Origin of the sequence: Enterobacter adelaidei (genome assembly GCF_041937165.1) — a bacterium.
Taxonomy (GTDB): Bacteria; Pseudomonadota; Gammaproteobacteria; order Enterobacterales; family Enterobacteriaceae; genus Enterobacter; species Enterobacter adelaidei.
On record NZ_CP154353.1, the window covers coordinates 783,300 to 799,625 of the forward strand.

Genomic DNA, 16,326 nt, shown 5'->3' on the forward strand with positions numbered 1-16,326 from the left:
ATCCCGATCCGTGTGTTGCCGATAACGTGTTCGGCATAGCCATGTAATATGATTATTATTAGTTAAGTGCTGCTTCTTGTTCTTGCATTCCACCAAAGTCATTAATAGATGCATAATTAACTTTGCCGTTGCTAATGCCAGTCAGCCCTTTCACTTTCATTGTTTCGCTGGAGAACGGTTTCACAGAACTACTCTCCACTTCATATTTTTTGCCATTCACGGTCAGAGAAGCAGAGGCAATGGAAACGTTGTATGCAGAATCATTCTTCGCAACCAGCACAACATCGTTAGCAACTTTTTTCTGCGACCAGATCAGGTGCTTTGCAGATTCATCGGGTGAACCTTTGAGTCCTGTTGGGCGGAAAAAGAGTTTGATACGCGTGCGGAAAGCCAGTTGCAGCATATTCTGATCGCCATTGTTTTTGGCTTTGGGTGGTACTTCCAGCACGTTAAACCAGAACAGTGATTCACGGTCTTTGGGTAATGACTGGCCGAGTGAGGTAATGCGGATAGACTGGCCTTTTTGCGCTTCTACGCGAGTTACCGGCGGTGTAATGACAAACGGTAATTTAAGCTCCTGAGGGTCGGTCGTGTCGCGGCCATCATCCAGCCATGACTGAACGAGTAAAGGGTGTGAGCCTCTGTTTTCCAGATTTACCACAACATCTTTTGCTTTTTCAGGATAAATAATACGGGTTCCGGAGATAACAATATCAGCGTGGGCATGACATGCCATTATGCTGGTCAGCACAAAAGAGAGTGCTTTCATTCCTTTGATCATTTTTGCATTAAGCTGTCGCATATCCACTCCAGGATAATTGAGATAAACAAGCGCCCACGGCTAAGCGGGCGCATTATTAAATAAATAATCGACGATTATTCGTAGCTCATGGTGAAGTAAGCGTTAGCGGAGACTTTACCCGCAGTGACTGGGTTAGTGTCTTTCACCCATGCAGAACCTGGAACGTAAGCCACACGGTAGTACAGTTTGCCGGAGCCATTGGTCACTGGTGCAACCTGCGTGTTATTGTCAGGCTGACCAACCATAATACGATCGGTATTGCTGGTGGAGTTGTTATACATCGCCAGGCTTACGTTGGTTGCTGAACCTGCAACGTTAGAGTCTGGATCAACGGTACCGTTAGCCACGGAACCCATGTTTTTAGACATGAAGTTTGCGGAAGCTTTAGATACAGTTCCTGGGCAGTTTGTCAGCAGCAGTTCGAAGTTTTTCGCGCCAACACCTTTATCGATAGTGGTGCTTTCAACGTCGGATTTTTTAACGACTGGCAGTGCGATAGTGATGTTGTTAGTACCTTCACCATTGTTGGTGGTAATAGTACAGGTGGTATCGGTAACTGCGCCGTCAAATGTGATCAGGCCAAGATCGGTAGCAGCGAAAGATGAAGAGGAACCCAGTGCCAGAACTACGGTAGCAGCTGCCATGCTAATTTTTTTCAGTGACATAACAATATCCATGTAAAAGATTAAAAAGCCAAACATTGTTTTTGGCGGACGGATAATAGAGTGCACACTAAAAAAAGTAATTTTAAATTTACTTAAAATGGGCTTTAGCTATTCTGTTTTTTCAAATAAACCAGTTGGTTAATAGTGGTATTGTGAAAAGATTAAATAAAATCTTAAAAAAATGGAAAGGACTGGCGAAACATTTCTTTTTGAAGAATAATATTTCTTGGTGATAATTATATCTGCCGGCCCGAATTATTTATCTGGCGATATAATTCGGGCCTTTTTATCAGGCAACCTGAACAGGAATTGCCTTTGCGGTGCGTTTCATGTCGTTGTCGCCTTCGAAGTAGGCCACTTTCGGCTGCCAGCGGTGCGCTTCTTCGTCGGACATCATGACGAAGCTGGCGATGATTATGATGTCACCCACGTCAGCGCAGTGTGCTGCCGCGCCGTTGACGGAGATAATTTTTGAGCCGCGCTCGGCGGCAATCGCGTAGGTAGAGAAGCGTTTGCCGTTGTTCACGTTCCAGATATCAATCGCTTCATTTTCAAGGATGCCAGCTGCGTCCAGAAAATCCTGGTCGATTGCGCAGGAGCCTTCATAGTGCAGGTCGGCCTGGGTGACTTTCACTCGGTGAAGCTTACCTTGCAGCATTTTGCGAATCATTACGTTTACCTTTAATCGTCCGGGTAGAGAAAACTACGCCAGCTCAACCACTTTATTGTCAATAAGGCGGGCCTGGCCGAGCCATGCCGCCACCAGGATCACCGCACGTTTGCTGGTCTCTGCAAGCTCCAGCAGCGTATCGGCATCGCGAATTTGAACGTCGTCAGCGCGGAAACCTTTTTCGTTTAACGCTTGTTCGGCCAGGGCGATAATCTCTTCTGCACTTAATTCTTTAGCCAGAAGTTGCTCAGCCATGGTATTCATGACCTTGCTTAAGCCCGGCGCGATTTTGCGCTGATCGGCCGTCAGATAGCCGTTACGGGAGCTGAGCGCCAGCCCGTCTTTGGCACGCACAATCGGCACGCCGACGATCTCGATATCGTAACCCATATCGGCAACCATCTTGCGGATCAATGCCAGTTGCTGGAAATCCTTCTCGCCGAAGCAGGCAACGTCTGGCTGCACCAGATTGAACAGTTTGCTGACGATGGTGGACACACCGCGGAAATGACCCGGACGGCTCGCGCCTTCCAGCATGGTGGAAATGCCCGGAACGTCAACGTAAGTTGCTTCGTCGGTACCCTGAGGGTAGACATCGGCGGGAGCTGGGGAGAAGACAATATCCGCATGGCGTTTTTTGAGCTTCTCGCAATCTTCCTGCAGGGTGCGCGGGTAGCGTGCCAGGTCGTCGGCGCGGTCAAACTGCATTGGGTTAACGAAGATACTGACCACCACGATGTCTGCCCGGGCTCTCGCCTCATCGACCAGCTTCATATGGCCGTCATGCAGGTTGCCCATGGTCGGGACCAGTGCGATGCGTTTACCTTCCTGACGTGCACGACGGATGTGCTGGCGCAGCAGCGGCAGGGTTTCAATGATTAGCACAACGAGACTCCTTAATGGAAACTGTGTTCTTCGCCCGGGTAAACGCCGGACTCAACCTCGGCAATATACTGCCTGACCGCAGCGCGCATGTCGCCCGCTTCCGTGAGGAAATTTTTGGCAAATTTCGGGATATGTCCGCCGGTAATGCCAAAAGCGTCGTGCATCACCAGGATCTGGCCATCCGTCACGTTACCTGCGCCAATACCTATCACCGGAATCGACAGCGCGTCGGTGATGCGTTTTGCCAGCTCAACCGGAACGCACTCCAGCACCAGCAGTTGTGCGCCTGCGGCTTCCAGGGCGAGGGCATCATCGAACAGCGTTTGTGCGGCATCGCCACGGCCCTGCACTTTATAACCGCCAAAGATGTTCACGGATTGCGGCGTCAGGCCCAAATGACCGCACACCGGCACGGCGCGCTCGGTGAGCATTTTCACCGTATCAACGAGCCAGGCGCCACCTTCGATTTTGACCATGTTGGCCCCGGCACGCATCACGACTGCTGCATTTTCAAAGGCTTGCTCTGGCGTGGCGTAGGCCATAAACGGCAGGTCGGAAAGCAGCAGGCAGGCTGGCGCACCACGGCGCACGGCACGGGTATGGTAAGCAATATCCTCAACCGTAACCGGCAGGGTGGAATCATGTCCTTGTACCGTCATCCCTAACGAATCTCCGACCAACATGACGTTGATACCCTCTTCGGCAAAGAGTTTGGCGAAGCTGTAGTCATACGCGGTGATGGTGGCGAAGCGTTTTTTTTCCTGTTTGCATTTCTGCAGTAAGGAGATGGTGGTTGGTTTCATACTGTTTCCTGATAGCCCAAAAGCGAATCTTTGCGCATTTTAACAGTAACATTCGGGGGAACAATGATTTTAGCTAACCGATTAACGGCAAATATTTCAGGGTTAATCGGTAAGATGCAGGATTACCAGCGAGCGGGTCTTTCCGCCTTGAGAGTGTCCAGAATGGCTTTCAGCGAGATACCATCCGGAAAGGTGAGATCGGGGGCGACTTCGAACAGCGGCCAGAGCATAAAACCCCGGTTTTTCATGTCGTAGTGCGGAACAGTGAGGCGATCGGTGTTTATGACCTCATGACCAAACAACATAATATCGAGATCGAGAGTGCGCGGCCCCCAGCGTTCGGCTTTGCGTACGCGACCCTGTTGCAGTTCGATGCGCTGAGTATTATCCAGCAGCGTTTCGGCATCCAGAGCGGTCTCCAGCACGACGGCGGCATTGAGATAATCTGGCTGATCCTGCGGCCCCAGCGGTGGGGTGCGGTAAAACGAAGAGACGGCCACGATCCGGCTTTGCGGAATTTCGCCCAGCGCCTGTACGGCAGCGTTAACCTGCTCCAGCGGAGAGGCTAAATTGCTGCCGATGGCGATATACGCGAGGGTCATGAAGCACCTTCACGACGCGGCGCGCGTTTGCGCGGACGACGATGACGGCGACGTGGTTCCGGCTCTTCATCCAGCCCGGTGAGCATATCTTTCTGTTCAGGCGGGGCGGAAACCTGGAACTCGGCCCACCATTGCGCCAGACGCTGTAGCTCCTGATTCCTTTCAATTTCAGCCCGCAGTGACAGCAGATCGAATGCCGCGCGGAACTTAGGATGCTCCATCAACTTCCAGGCACGTTTGCCCTGACGACGGGACATGCGCAACTGAAGCTGCCAGATATCTCGCACCAGCGTGGTAATACGTTTCGGGATCGCCAGCGTACGGCACCCTTCGTCCAGCACGTCGTTCGCGGCCAGTGCGAAGGCATCGTAATAGGCGAGACCGCTCTCCTGAGTGATTCGCTGAGCCGTTTCCAGCAGTGGATACCAGAACATCGCCGCAAACAGAAACGCCGGATTCACGCGCATATCGTTGCGAATACGGGTATCAGTATTTTTCAGCACCTGCGCAATCATGCGCTCCATTGGGCTGTCACCGCTTTCGGTGAAGTAGCGGGTAATGGTCGGGAACAGCGGCTGGAACAGGTTGTATTCGCGCAGCAGATTATAAGTTTCAAAGCCGTGGCCGGCCTGCAGCAGTTTCAGGGCTTCCTCAAACAGACGGGCAGGGGGCACGTCGTTGATCAGCGTCGCCAGACGCGGAATAGGCTCTGCCGTTTCCGGGCTGATGCGCATATTCAGCTTGGCGGCGAAACGCACGGCGCGCAGCATACGCACGGGATCTTCACGATAGCGCGTTTCCGGCGTGCCAATCAGACGAATCAGACCTTCTTTCAGGTCCTGCATACCGCCGACGTAATCACGCACGGTGAAATCCGCCACGCTGTAGTAAAGGCTATTGATCGTGAAGTCACGACGCTGGGCATCTTCTTCGATAGAACCGAAGATATTATCGCGCAGCAGCATACCGTTCTGGCCGCGCTGCGACGTGGTGCGATCCGATGCGCCCGCTTCATGGTGGCCGCGGAAGGTCGCCACTTCGATGATCTCCGGTCCAAACATCACGTGAGCCAGACGGAAACGGCGGCCAACAAGACGGCAGTTACGGAATAATTTACGCACCTGCTCAGGCGTGGCGCTGGTCGTCACGTCGAAATCTTTTGGCTTTTTGCCCAGCAGTAAATCACGCACTCCACCGCCCACGAGATAGGCCTCGTAGCCCGCTTTATTCAGACGATAGAGCACCTTGAGGGCATTTTCACTGATATCTTTGCGGGAAATATTGTGCTGCTCACGCGGAATAACCGACATGTGTGGCTGTGCAATAGCATCATTCGCCATGCTCTCTTCGCGGCTTAGCACTTTACGGCAAAAATTAGCGACTCGGGTAAAAATGGTACACCTCGTAGTGTGTTTTGTTATGAAAAAAGCGGCTAATCATAGCTCAGCGCAACGCATTTGAGAATGCTGGATTTTTTGCACCGCCGTGAGCGTCCAGTGGGCGATCGCCATTTTCAGCAGTTCGTCAATACGCAGATCCTGCCATTCGTTGGTTACATTCTGGTTGAGAAATCGCAGCGCGTCGATCAAAACCGGGCGTGGATCGCCGTGTGGCAGGGCTGGCGCATGGTTTTGCTTCGACAGCTTACAGCCATGTTCATTGACCGCCAGCGGCAGATGAATGTAATCCGGCGCTTTCCAGCCAAACTGGTGATAGAGCGATATTTGCCGCACGGTAGGTTCAACGAGATCTGCACCACGAACGATTTCCGTGACGCCCTGGAAATGGTCATCCACGACAACGGCCAGGTTGTAGGCGAACAGACCGTCACGGCGGTGGATAATAAAATCTTCACATGCCAGACGTTCATCGGCGTGGATCTTGCCGGAGAGTAAATCGTTAAAGTGCGTCACCGGGGAGCGCTGCTTGATGCGCACGGCGGCATTTTCCGGGGGAAGATTAAGCGTACGACAATGACCGTCATAAACCCCTCCCACGCTCTGGATGCGTGCGCGGGTACAGGTGCAGTTATAGGAAAGCCCCTGAGCACGAAGCCAGGCCAGCCGTTCCCGATACGCATCGTGACGTTTTGATTGCCAGAGAACGTCGTCATCCCAGTGAAGACCGTAATGTTCCAGCTGACGCAGAATGGTGTCTGCTGCACCGGGAACTTCACGCGGAGGGTCAATATCTTCAATGCGAACAAGCCATTTGCCCTGGCTGGCACGAGCCTGCAGGTAGCTGCCGAGCGCGGCAATTAATGAGCCGAAGTGTAATTCACCGGAAGGAGATGGCGCGAAGCGCCCAATATAGTGTGATTCAGACATATCAACAGTAACAAGGCGGGAGTGACTCCCGCCTTTGGAGTGTGTAAACAGCGCTGGTATTAACCGGCCATCTGTTTTTCGCGGATTTCAGCCAGTGTTTTACAGTCGATGCACAGGTCGGCGGTTGGACGCGCTTCCAGGCGACGAATACCGATTTCAACACCACAGGATTCGCAGTAGCCAAAATCTTCGTCTTCGACTTTTTTCAGCGTTTTCTCGATCTTTTTGATCAGTTTGCGTTCGCGGTCACGGTTACGCAGTTCGAGGCTGAACTCTTCTTCCTGAGCGGCACGGTCGACCGGATCCGGGAAGTTAGCAGCTTCATCCTGCATATGAGTAACGGTGCGATCGACTTCATCCCTGAGTTGATTACGCCATGCTTCAAGAATACGCTTGAAGTGCGACAGCTGGGCTTCGTTCATATACTCTTCGCCCGGTTTCTCTTGATACGGCTCCACCCCAGCGATGGCGAGAATACTCAGGGACGATGTTTTACGGTTTTGCCCTTCTTGCATGTTGCTTCTCCTTAACACGCACTATCGATCCCCGTGTCGGGGGAAAAATCAGGTCGCTATAAATAGCAGATGCTTTTCCGGATGGCAATTATCTAAACGTAACACTTGACAAGCCTGTGAGGAAAAGCGTATTTGCGCACGCGGCCAGAACACTTAATCATCAATCGTCTAATCCCTTATAAGACAATGGGAAGAGAGGATCTCAGAGTCATATTATCGGCAGAAAGTTCCGCTTTATAAGCCAAAACCTCTACCCCCTGCTTTTGTGCCTCATTCAACAATTGCGCGTATTTAGGATCAATATGGCGGGCAGGAGAGAATCGTTCAATGGCTGAATGCAACACCGCAAACAGCAATACGGCGCGTTTGCCCGCCGCCGCAACACACATTAGCTCTCGCAGATGCTTCTGCCCGCGTAGCGTTACCGCATCCGGGAAGTAGCCATTTTCCTGTTCCGCTAACGTCACTGATTTTACTTCAATATAGCACTCAGGCCTGTCTTGCGCCTGTAACATGAAGTCAATTCTGCTGCCTTCATCGCCATATTTCACTTCACTTTTATGCGTGTCATAACCCACCAGTTCGGGAAGGGCATTATTCATTAGCGCTTCTTTAACCAGTTGATTGGCGCGCAGGGTGTTAACACAAATAAATGCCCCGCTTTGTGTTTCGGTCATTTCCCAGGTATGGGCATATTTGCGTTTCATATTCTCTGATGTGGAATACCAGACCCGGTCACCCGGTGTCGCACACCCCGTCATAGCACCGGTATTGGGGCAGTGCAGGGTGAGCTGTGTTCCTTCAGGCGTGACTACGTCTGCGAGGAAGCGTTTGTAGCGTTGAATCAGCGTGGCGTGCTGCAGGGGAGGGCTAAACTTCATCAGGCGTCCTTAACGGTATTGCCCAGCGTCCAGCGCTGTAGCGGCGTGTAGCGGGTGCGTCCTTGTGCAAAGACGGATTCATAAAGTGCGAATTCATTAACCGGAAAGGCCCAGTGAAAACCTGGTGGTGGGATGGCAACGGCCTGACCTGCATCGCGCAGCAACGTGATATGCGGATGAAAAGGCTGCGGGCTCTGGTAACAGCCGCTGCGTGCCGCCTGGGCGCGCAGCATATTTGCAAGCTGTAATATCCCACGAGGTGGCTGGCGCGTACCCAGCCAGACCACCCGCGAGCGCAACCACTGCCCGGCATCATCAAGGTGTAGCGTAAACCCCGGTTGAGAGATCCGTCCGGCCATTGTTGCCAGGGCCCGCTGTTTATCGGCGCTCACATCACCCAAAAAGGCCAGCGTCAGGTGCAGGTTAGCCGCGGCAACAGGGCGACCCGCTTCCGGCGGGAAGTGCTCAGCGCGCCAGCGAACAATTTGCCGCTGTATTGGGGCGGGTAATTCAATAGCAAAAAACAGCCGTTTCGACTCAGACATACGGGGGACTCGGTAATGATATGCGCCGATGCTACAATGTACGCCGACTAATGTTAACCCTCTGGAGCTGTTAGTGTCCTCATTGCCGGTCGCCGTCGTCCTTCCCGAGCTTCTCGCTGCCTTACAACATGCCCCGCAGGTTTTGCTGAATGCCCCGACAGGGGCCGGTAAATCCACCTGGCTGCCGCTGCAGATCCTGAAAGACGGGAATATCAGCGGGAAAATTATCCTGCTGGAGCCGCGCAGGCTGGCCGCGCGCAACGTGGCACAACGCCTGTCGGAATTGCTTAACGAAAAACCGGGCGAGACGGTGGGCTACCGTATGCGCGCTGAAACCTGCATCGGCCCAACCACGCGGCTTGAAGTGGTGACCGAGGGAATTCTCACCCGCATGCTGCAAAACGATCCTGAACTGACCGGCGTCGGGCTGGTGATTCTGGATGAATTCCACGAACGCAGCCTGCAGGCGGATCTGGCTCTGGCACTGTTACTGGATGTTCAACAGGGGCTGCGTGACGACCTTCGGCTGCTCATTATGTCGGCGACGCTGGATAACGAACGGCTGCAGCAGACGCTGCCTGATGCACCGGTGATAGCCTCGCAAGGGCGAGCGTTTCCCGTAGAGCGCCGTTATCAACCGCTGCCTGCCCATCAGCGTTTTGATGAAGCGGTCGCCATCGCTACTGCAGAACTGCTGCGTCAGGAGCCCGGTTCGCTGCTGCTGTTTTTACCCGGCGTGGGCGAAATCCAGCGCGTGCAGGAGCACCTGGCCTCCCGTGTCAGTAGCGATGTCCTGTTGTGTCCGCTTTACGGTGCGCTGTCGCTGGCCGACCAGCGTAAAGCGATTCTCCCCGCGCCTGCGGGGCAGCGCAAAGTGGTGCTGGCAACCAATATTGCGGAAACCAGTTTGACCATCGAAGGTATTCGCCTGGTGGTGGATAGCGCGCAGGAGAGAGTGGCAAGCTTTGACCCGCGTACCGGGCTGACGAAACTCCTGACGCAACGTATAAGCCAGGCGTCGATGGTACAGCGCGCAGGCCGTGCAGGACGTCTTGAGGCGGGTATCTGCCTGCATTTGACCAGTGCAGAGCAGGCTGAACGCGCGGCACAACAAAGTCCCCCGGAAATTTTACAAAGTGATTTATCAGGTCTGGTGATGGATCTGCTGCAATGGGGCTGTCCGGATCCGGGACAACTGGCCTGGCTTAATCCGCCTCCTGTCGTAAACCTTACCGCAGCACGTACACTGCTGGCCCAGCTTGGCGCGCTTGAAGGCGAGCGTCTGACGACGCGCGGCCAGAAAATGGCTGCTCTGGGCAACGATCCGCGTCTGGCCGCAATGCTGGTTGCCGCGCAAGGGGAAGATGAAATTGCCACGGCGGCGAAACTGGCCGCTATTCTTGAGGAGCCGCCGCGTGGTGGCAGCAGCGATCTGGCGCAGGCATTTTCACGCAATCAGGGGAACTGGCAGCAACGGGCGCAGCGGCTCAGCAAACGGCTAAACAGCCGTGGTGGCTCGCCAGACAGCGATATTATCGCACAGTTGCTGGCACAAGCATTTCCGGACCGAATTGCGCGCCGACGCGGGCTGGACGGTCGCTATCAGTTGGCAAATGGCATGGGCGCGATGCTGGACAGCGATGATGCCCTGACGCGCCATGAGTGGCTGATCGCACCGCTCCTGCTGCAGGGCAGCCAGTCGCCGGATGCACGGATATTACAGGCGATAGCTGTCGATATTGAGGCCCTGACGCGTGCCTGTCCGCAACTGCTTCAGCAATTTGATATCGTCGAATGGGATGACACCCAGGGCACCCTGAAGGCGTTTCGGCGTAGCCAGATTGGCAAATTGACCCTTGGCACGAAGCCGCTGGCGAAGCCGTCAGAAGAAGAGATGCATCAGGCGATGCTGAACGGCATTAGGGAAAAAGGGTTGAACGTACTGAACTGGACGCCCGAGGTGGAACAATACCGTATTCGTCTGCACTGTGCCGCGCGCTGGCTGCCAGAATATGCCTGGCCTGCGGTGGATGATGAGACGCTGCTTGCCTCGCTGGAGAGCTGGCTGCTGCCGCAAATGAGCGGTGTACACTCGCTGCGGGCACTAAAAGCCCTTGATGTTAAGGTCGCGTTACAGAATTTACTGGACTGGTCATTACGTCAACGTCTGGATAGTGAACTGCCGGGGCATTACACTGTGCCGACCGGAAGCCGGATTGCCATTCGTTATCACGAGGATAATCCTCCGGCGCTGGCGGTACGCATGCAGGAGATGTTTGGTGAGGCGACCACGCCATCCATCGCTGAAGGGCGCGTGCCGGTGGTGCTTGAACTGTTGTCGCCTGCTCATCGTCCGCTACAAATCACCCGCGATCTGGGGGCGTTCTGGGCGGGCAGCTACCGGGAAGTGCAAAAAGAGATGAAGGGTCGATATCCCAAACACGTTTGGCCGGACGATCCGGCGAATACCGCGCCGACACGGCGTACGAAGAAATATTCTTAATTGAGAGATTTCTTCTTTCACGGTGATGTGGAAGAAAAGAGAATCGGGCCTTTGCGCCTGAAAGTTGCGGAGAAAAAGCATGGCGGGGAATGACCGCGAGCCAATAGGACGTAAGGGAAAACCAACGCGTCCGGCGAAAGAAAAGGTAAGCCGTCGTCGCCTCAGAGATGAGGACTATGACGATGACTATGAAGATGATTATGAGGATGAAGAACCGATGCCGCGTAAAGGGAAAGGCAAAGGGCGTAAGCCTCGGGGTAAACGCGGCTGGTTCTGGCTGCTGCTGAAGCTGTTCATTATTTTTGTTGTGCTGATGGCGATTTACGGCGTCTATCTGGATCAGAAGATCCGCAGCCGTATCGACGGTAAAGTCTGGCAATTGCCTGCGGCAGTATATGGCCGCATGGTGAACCTTGAGCCAGATATGTCCATCAGTAAGAACGAGATGGTGAAGCTGCTGGAAGCCACCCAGTATCGTCAGGTGTCGAAGATGACGCGCCCGGGTGAATTCACCGTGCAGGCGAAGAGCATCGAGATGATCCGCCGTCCGTTTGATTTCCCGGACAGCAAAGAGGGACAGGTGCGGGCGCGTCTGACCTTTGACGGCGATCGTCTGGACACCATCGAGAACATGGATAACAACCGCCAGTTCGGTTTCTTCCGTCTTGATCCTCGACTAATCACCATGCTTTCGTCAGCAAACGGTGAACAGCGTCTGTTTGTGGCTCGTAACGGTTTCCCGGATCTGCTGGTGGATACGCTGCTGGCAACCGAAGACCGTCACTTCTACGAGCACGATGGCATCAGTCTTTACTCCATAGGGCGTGCGGTGCTGGCGAACCTGACAGCAGGGCGCACGGTGCAGGGGGCGAGTACGCTCACCCAGCAGCTGGTGAAGAACCTGTTCCTCTCCAGCGAACGTTCTTACTGGCGTAAGGCCAACGAAGCGTACATGGCCGTGCTGATGGACGCGCGTTACAGCAAGGATCGTATCCTTGAGCTGTACATGAACGAAGTGTACCTCGGCCAAAGCGGTGATAACGAAATCCGTGGTTTCCCGCTGGCGAGTCTGTACTACTTTGGCCGTCCGGTTGAAGAGCTGAGCCTTGACCAGCAGGCGCTGCTGGTCGGCATGGTGAAAGGGGCGTCAATTTATAACCCGTGGCGTAACCCAAAACTGGCGCTTGAGCGTCGTAACCTGGTGCTGCGTTTGCTGCAGCAACAGCAGGTGATCGATCAGGAGTTGTACGAGATGTTGAGCGCTCGTCCACTCGGCGTTCAGCAGCGCGGTGGCGTGATTTCGCCTCAGCCTGCGTTTATGCAGCTGGTGCGTCAGGAGCTGCAAAGTAAGCTCGGTGATAAGGTTAAAGATCTCTCCGGCGTGAAGATCTTCACTACCTTTGACTCCGTGGCGCAGGATGCCGCGGAAAAAGCGGCAGTGGAAGGCATTCCGGCGCTGAAGAAACAGCGCAAGCTCTCCGATCTTGAAACCGCGATGGTGGTGGTTGACCGTAACACCGGTGAAGTGCGCGCGATGGTGGGCGGGGCTGAGCCACAGTTTGCAGGTTACAACCGCGCCATGCAGGCGCGTCGTTCGATCGGCTCTCTGGCAAAACCAGCGACCTATCTCACTGCGCTGAGTCAGCCAAACCAGTACCGCCTGAATACCTGGATTGCGGATGCGCCAATTTCCCTGCGTCAGCCTAACGGCCAGGTATGGTCACCGCAGAACGATGATAAACAGTTCAGCGGCCAGGTGATGCTGGTGGATGCGTTAACCCGCTCCATGAACGTACCAACGGTTAATCTGGGCATGTCACTGGGCCTGCCAGCGATTGTTGATACCTGGCAGAAACTGGGTATTTCGAAAGATCAGCTGAATCCGGTACCGGCGATGATTCTGGGTGCGCTTAACCTGACGCCAATCGAAGTTGCACAGGCGTTCCAGACCATTGCCAGCGGGGGGAACCGCGCACAGCTGTCTGCGCTGCGTTCAGTAATAGCTGAAGATGGTTCCGTGCTGTATCAGAGCTTCCCGCAGGCTGAACGTGCGGTGCCCGCTCAGGCCGCCTATATGACGCTGTGGACGATGCAACAGGTTGTGCAGCGTGGTACCGGGCGTCAACTGGGAGCGAAGTATCCGGGTCTGCATCTGGCGGGTAAAACCGGGACCACCAACAACAACGTCGATACCTGGTTTGCCGGTATTGATGGCCGTGAAGTGGTGATCACCTGGGTCGGTCGCGACAACAACCAGCCGACCAAACTGTACGGCGCAAGCGGGGCAATGTCGATTTACCAGCGTTATCTGGCGAATCAGTCCCCGGTGCCGCTGAATCTGGTCGCGCCGGAAGACATTGTTGATATGGGCGTGGATGGTTCCGGTAACTTTGTCTGCGGCGGCGGGATGCGTACCTTGCCGGTCTGGACGACCAACCCGGACGCGCTGTGTCAGCAAAGTCAGCCAGAACAACCATCGGGCAATCCGTTTGATTCGTCTTCTCAGCCACAGCAGCCGCAGCAGCAACAGCCGCAGCAGCAGAATGAGAAGAAAGACAGCGACGGTGTCGCCGGCTGGATTAAAGATATGTTCGGCGGTAACTAGCCTTTTAAAGCCCTCTTCCCTGGAAGGGGGCTTTTTTTACCCGTAAACCTCATTTCGTTAACCCTCGCTTTAACTCTGATTAACCCTTCGTTTTCTCTTGATGATTTCTTAAACCCTTAATTCTCATAGGGCCGCTTACTGCTTGCTATGCAACCAGCGTTTCGCATATTATTCTGGCGCTCATAATAATAATTCTCGTTTACGTTATCATTCACTTTCACATCAGAGATTCAACATGGCGCTTTCCAATACTGCTCAGCCAATGAACACGTCGCTGCGTAAACTCGCGGTCGTCGTCGCCACAGCGGTTGCCGGCATGTCGACTTATGCACATGCTGCCGAAACCCCGAAAAAAGAAGAAACTATTACGGTAACCGCAGCACCTGCGGCACAGGAAAGTGCCTGGGGACCCGCTGCGACTATCGCTGCAAGGCAATCCGCGACCGGAACGAAAACGGACACCCCGATTCAAAAGGTTCCACAATCCATTTCGGTCGTGACTGCTGAAGAGATGGCATTGCATCAGCCACGCTCTGTTAAAGAAGCGCTGAGTTATACCCCAGGTGTTGCGGTCGGCACGCGTGGTGCGTCCAATACCTATGACTACCTGCTCATTCGCGGTTTCGCGGCCGATGGTCAGAGCCAGAATAACTACCTCGACGGTATGAAGATGCAGGGCAACTTCTATAACGACGCGGTGATTGACCCTTATATGCTGGAACGCGCTGAAATCATGCGTGGTCCGGTTTCTGTTCTGTACGGAAAAAGCAGCCCTGGTGGCTTGCTGAATATGGTGAGTAAGCGCCCAACCACTGAGCCGCTGAAAGAGATCCAGTTCAAAGTGGGTACTGACAGCCTGTTCCAGACTGGCTTTGACTTTAGCGATGCGATCGACGACGACGGCGTTTACTCCTACCGTTTAACCGGCGTGGCGCGTTCTAACAATGCCCAGCAGGAGCGTGCGGAAGAACAGCGTTATGCTATCGCGCCATCGTTCTCCTGGCGTCCGGATGATAAAACCACTTTCACGTTCCTCTCCTATTTCCAGAACGAGCCTGAAACGGGCTACTATGGCTGGCTGCCAAAAGAGGGAACGGTTGATCCGCTGCCAAACGGCGATCGTCTGCCGACTGACTTCAACGAAGGCGCGAAGAACAACACCTATTCCCGTAATCAGAAAATGGTGGGGTATAGCTTCGATCACGCATTCAACGATACCTTTACCGTGCGTCAGAACCTGCGTTTTGCCGAGAATAAAACTTCGCAAAACAGCGTTTACGGCTATGGCGTCTGTACCGATCCTGCAAATAGCGGCAACAAACAGTGTGCAGCGTTAGCCCCTGCAGACAAAGGCCATTACCTGGCGCGTAAATACGTTGTCGATCATGAAAAACTGCAGAACTTCACCGTTGATACTCAACTGCAGAGCAAATTCTCTACCGGTGAGGTGGACCACATTCTGCTGACCGGCGTTGACTTTATGCGTATGCGTAATGACATCAACTCCTGGTTTGGTTATGACGATTCTGTACCGCTGCTGGATCTCTACCATCCGGTGAACAGCGATTTTGATTTCGGCTCAAAAGATCCTGCAACTTCCGGCCCTTATCAAATTCTCAACCGCCAGAAACAGACAGGTCTGTACGTTCAGGATCAGGCCCAGTGGGATAAAGTGCTGGTAACCCTTGGTGGCCGTTATGACTGGGCCGATCAAGAGTCTTATAACCGTGTAACGAACACGACAGCTAAACGTGATGACACGCAGTTCACCTGGCGCGGTGGTGTTAACTATCTGTTCGACAATGGCGTAACACCTTACTTCAGCTATAGCGAATCCTTTGAACCTGCTTCCCAGACTGGTGCGAGTGGCAACATCTTTGCTCCGTCTAAAGGTAAGCAATACGAAGCGGGTGTGAAATACGTGCCGAACGATCGTCCGATCGTGATTACCGGTGCGGTATACCAGCTGACGAAAACCAACAACCTGATGGCTGATCCAGCGGGCTCATTCTTCTCCGTTGAAGGCGGTGAGATCCGTTCCCGTGGCGTAGAGCTGGAAGCGAAAGCGGCATTGTCTGCGAGCGTTAACGTTGTCGGTTCTTACACCTATACCAATGCCGAGTACACTACCGACACTAACTACAAAGGCAACACGCCAGCGCAGGTGCCGAAACACATGGCCTCCGTATGGGGGGATTACACCATGTTTGATGGCCCGCTGTCTGGCCTGACGTTGGGTACTGGCGTTCGTTATACCGGTTCCAGCTTCGGCGATCCGGCGAACTCCTTCAAAGTGGGCAGCTATACCGTGGTTGATGCACTTGTCAGATACGATCTGGCGCGTGTAGGGATGGCCGGCTCAAACGTCGCGCTTCACGTAAACAACCTGTTCGATCGTGAATATGTTGCCAGCTGCTTCAACACCTACGGTTGCTTCTGGGGTGCTGAACGTCAGGTTGTAGCCACTGCGACCTTCCGCTTCTAATCTCTCTTTGGGCACGGTTCGCCGTGCCCTTTTTATTT

General features: G+C 54.0%; 14 protein-coding genes. 3 read left to right on the top strand and 11 right to left on the bottom strand.

Features of this window, described 5'->3' with window-relative positions:
- Nucleotides 1-58: 58 nt before the first annotated feature.
- The 11 genes from AAHF05_RS03835 to thpR all read right to left on the bottom strand — a co-directional run bounded on the left by AAHF05_RS03835 (nt 59) and on the right by thpR (nt 8,695).
- Complete coding sequence (locus AAHF05_RS03835; protein ID WP_080282792.1) at nt 59-802, bottom strand: fimbrial chaperone; 744 nt, start codon at nt 800-802, stop codon at nt 59-61.
- Nucleotides 803-876: 74 nt separating this feature from the next.
- A complete protein-coding gene (locus AAHF05_RS03840) occupies nt 877-1,467 on the bottom strand; it encodes a fimbrial protein (protein ID WP_050482924.1) in 591 nt (196 codons plus the stop codon).
- A 289-nt stretch (nt 1,468-1,756) separates the two neighbouring features.
- Nucleotides 1,757-2,137 (bottom strand): aspartate 1-decarboxylase, encoded by a 381-nt coding sequence (gene panD, locus AAHF05_RS03845; RefSeq protein ID WP_129323912.1) that lies wholly within the window; start codon nt 2,135-2,137, stop codon nt 1,757-1,759.
- A 33-nt stretch (nt 2,138-2,170) separates the two neighbouring features.
- Nucleotides 2,171-3,022, bottom strand: coding sequence for a pantoate--beta-alanine ligase (panC, locus tag AAHF05_RS03850; protein ID WP_028018323.1), 852 nt, complete (start codon nt 3,020-3,022; stop codon nt 2,171-2,173).
- Between the two features lie 11 nt (nt 3,023-3,033).
- Nucleotides 3,034-3,825, bottom strand: a complete 792-nt coding sequence (gene panB / locus AAHF05_RS03855; RefSeq protein WP_049005295.1) for a 3-methyl-2-oxobutanoate hydroxymethyltransferase — start codon at nt 3,823-3,825, stop codon at nt 3,034-3,036.
- Between the two features lie 122 nt (nt 3,826-3,947).
- Nucleotides 3,948-4,427 (bottom strand): 2-amino-4-hydroxy-6-hydroxymethyldihydropteridine diphosphokinase, encoded by a 480-nt coding sequence (folK, locus tag AAHF05_RS03860; protein ID WP_129323911.1) that lies wholly within the window; start codon nt 4,425-4,427, stop codon nt 3,948-3,950.
- A complete protein-coding gene (gene pcnB / locus AAHF05_RS03865; RefSeq protein ID WP_028018320.1) occupies nt 4,424-5,821 on the bottom strand; it encodes a polynucleotide adenylyltransferase PcnB in 1,398 nt (465 codons plus the stop codon). The genes folK and pcnB overlap by 4 nt, the downstream gene beginning before the upstream one ends.
- Nucleotides 5,822-5,863: 42 nt before the next feature.
- Nucleotides 5,864-6,754, bottom strand: coding sequence for a tRNA glutamyl-Q(34) synthetase GluQRS (gene gluQRS, locus AAHF05_RS03870; protein WP_028018319.1), 891 nt, complete (start codon nt 6,752-6,754; stop codon nt 5,864-5,866).
- A gap of 59 nt (nt 6,755-6,813) precedes the next feature.
- On the bottom strand, nt 6,814-7,269 hold the full coding sequence (gene dksA / locus AAHF05_RS03875; protein WP_001155232.1) for an RNA polymerase-binding protein DksA: 456 nt from the start codon (nt 7,267-7,269) through the stop codon (nt 6,814-6,816).
- 176 nt (nt 7,270-7,445) lie between these two features.
- The gene (sfsA, locus tag AAHF05_RS03880) at nt 7,446-8,150 is read right to left on the bottom strand and encodes a DNA/RNA nuclease SfsA (protein WP_129323910.1); all 705 of its coding nucleotides are present in this window, start codon (nt 8,148-8,150) and stop codon (nt 7,446-7,448) included.
- On the bottom strand, nt 8,150-8,695 hold the full coding sequence (gene thpR, locus AAHF05_RS03885; RefSeq protein WP_129323909.1) for an RNA 2',3'-cyclic phosphodiesterase: 546 nt from the start codon (nt 8,693-8,695) through the stop codon (nt 8,150-8,152). Before thpR ends, sfsA begins: the two co-directional genes overlap by 1 nt.
- Before the next feature lie 73 nt (nt 8,696-8,768).
- On the opposite strand from thpR, the gene hrpB reads away from it, so the two are divergent.
- The 3 genes from hrpB to fhuA all read left to right on the top strand — a co-directional run bounded on the left by hrpB (nt 8,769) and on the right by fhuA (nt 16,288).
- Nucleotides 8,769-11,198, top strand: coding sequence for an ATP-dependent helicase HrpB (gene hrpB, locus AAHF05_RS03890; protein WP_129323908.1), 2,430 nt, complete (start codon nt 8,769-8,771; stop codon nt 11,196-11,198).
- Between the two features lie 79 nt (nt 11,199-11,277).
- Nucleotides 11,278-13,803: a bifunctional glycosyl transferase/transpeptidase gene (gene mrcB / locus AAHF05_RS03895; RefSeq protein WP_374936434.1), complete on the top strand. Its 2,526-nt coding sequence runs from the start codon at nt 11,278-11,280 to the stop codon at nt 13,801-13,803.
- Between the two features lie 235 nt (nt 13,804-14,038).
- Entirely contained in the window at nt 14,039-16,288 is a 2,250-nt protein-coding gene (fhuA, locus tag AAHF05_RS03900; RefSeq protein ID WP_129323907.1) for a ferrichrome porin FhuA, read from the top strand.
- Nucleotides 16,289-16,326 lie beyond the last annotated feature (38 nt).

Coding starts and splice junctions, on each gene's coding strand:
- sfsA (WP_129323910.1), bottom strand. CDS start 8,150: ATGAAGTTTAGCCCTCCCCTGCAGCACGCCACGCTGATTCAACGCTAC.
- fhuA (WP_129323907.1), top strand. CDS start 14,039: ATGGCGCTTTCCAATACTGCTCAGCCAATGAACACGTCGCTGCGTAAA.
- AAHF05_RS03840 (WP_050482924.1), bottom strand. CDS start 1,467: ATGTCACTGAAAAAAATTAGCATGGCAGCTGCTACCGTAGTTCTGGCA.
- folK (WP_129323911.1), bottom strand. CDS start 4,427: ATGACCCTCGCGTATATCGCCATCGGCAGCAATTTAGCCTCTCCGCTG.
- gluQRS (WP_028018319.1), bottom strand. CDS start 6,754: ATGTCTGAATCACACTATATTGGGCGCTTCGCGCCATCTCCTTCCGGT.
- panB (WP_049005295.1), bottom strand. CDS start 3,825: ATGAAACCAACCACCATCTCCTTACTGCAGAAATGCAAACAGGAAAAA.
- AAHF05_RS03835 (WP_080282792.1), bottom strand. CDS start 802: ATGCGACAGCTTAATGCAAAAATGATCAAAGGAATGAAAGCACTCTCT.
- dksA (WP_001155232.1), bottom strand. CDS start 7,269: ATGCAAGAAGGGCAAAACCGTAAAACATCGTCCCTGAGTATTCTCGCC.
- thpR (WP_129323909.1), bottom strand. CDS start 8,695: ATGTCTGAGTCGAAACGGCTGTTTTTTGCTATTGAATTACCCGCCCCA.
- panD (WP_129323912.1), bottom strand. CDS start 2,137: ATGATTCGCAAAATGCTGCAAGGTAAGCTTCACCGAGTGAAAGTCACC.
- mrcB (WP_374936434.1), top strand. CDS start 11,278: ATGGCGGGGAATGACCGCGAGCCAATAGGACGTAAGGGAAAACCAACG.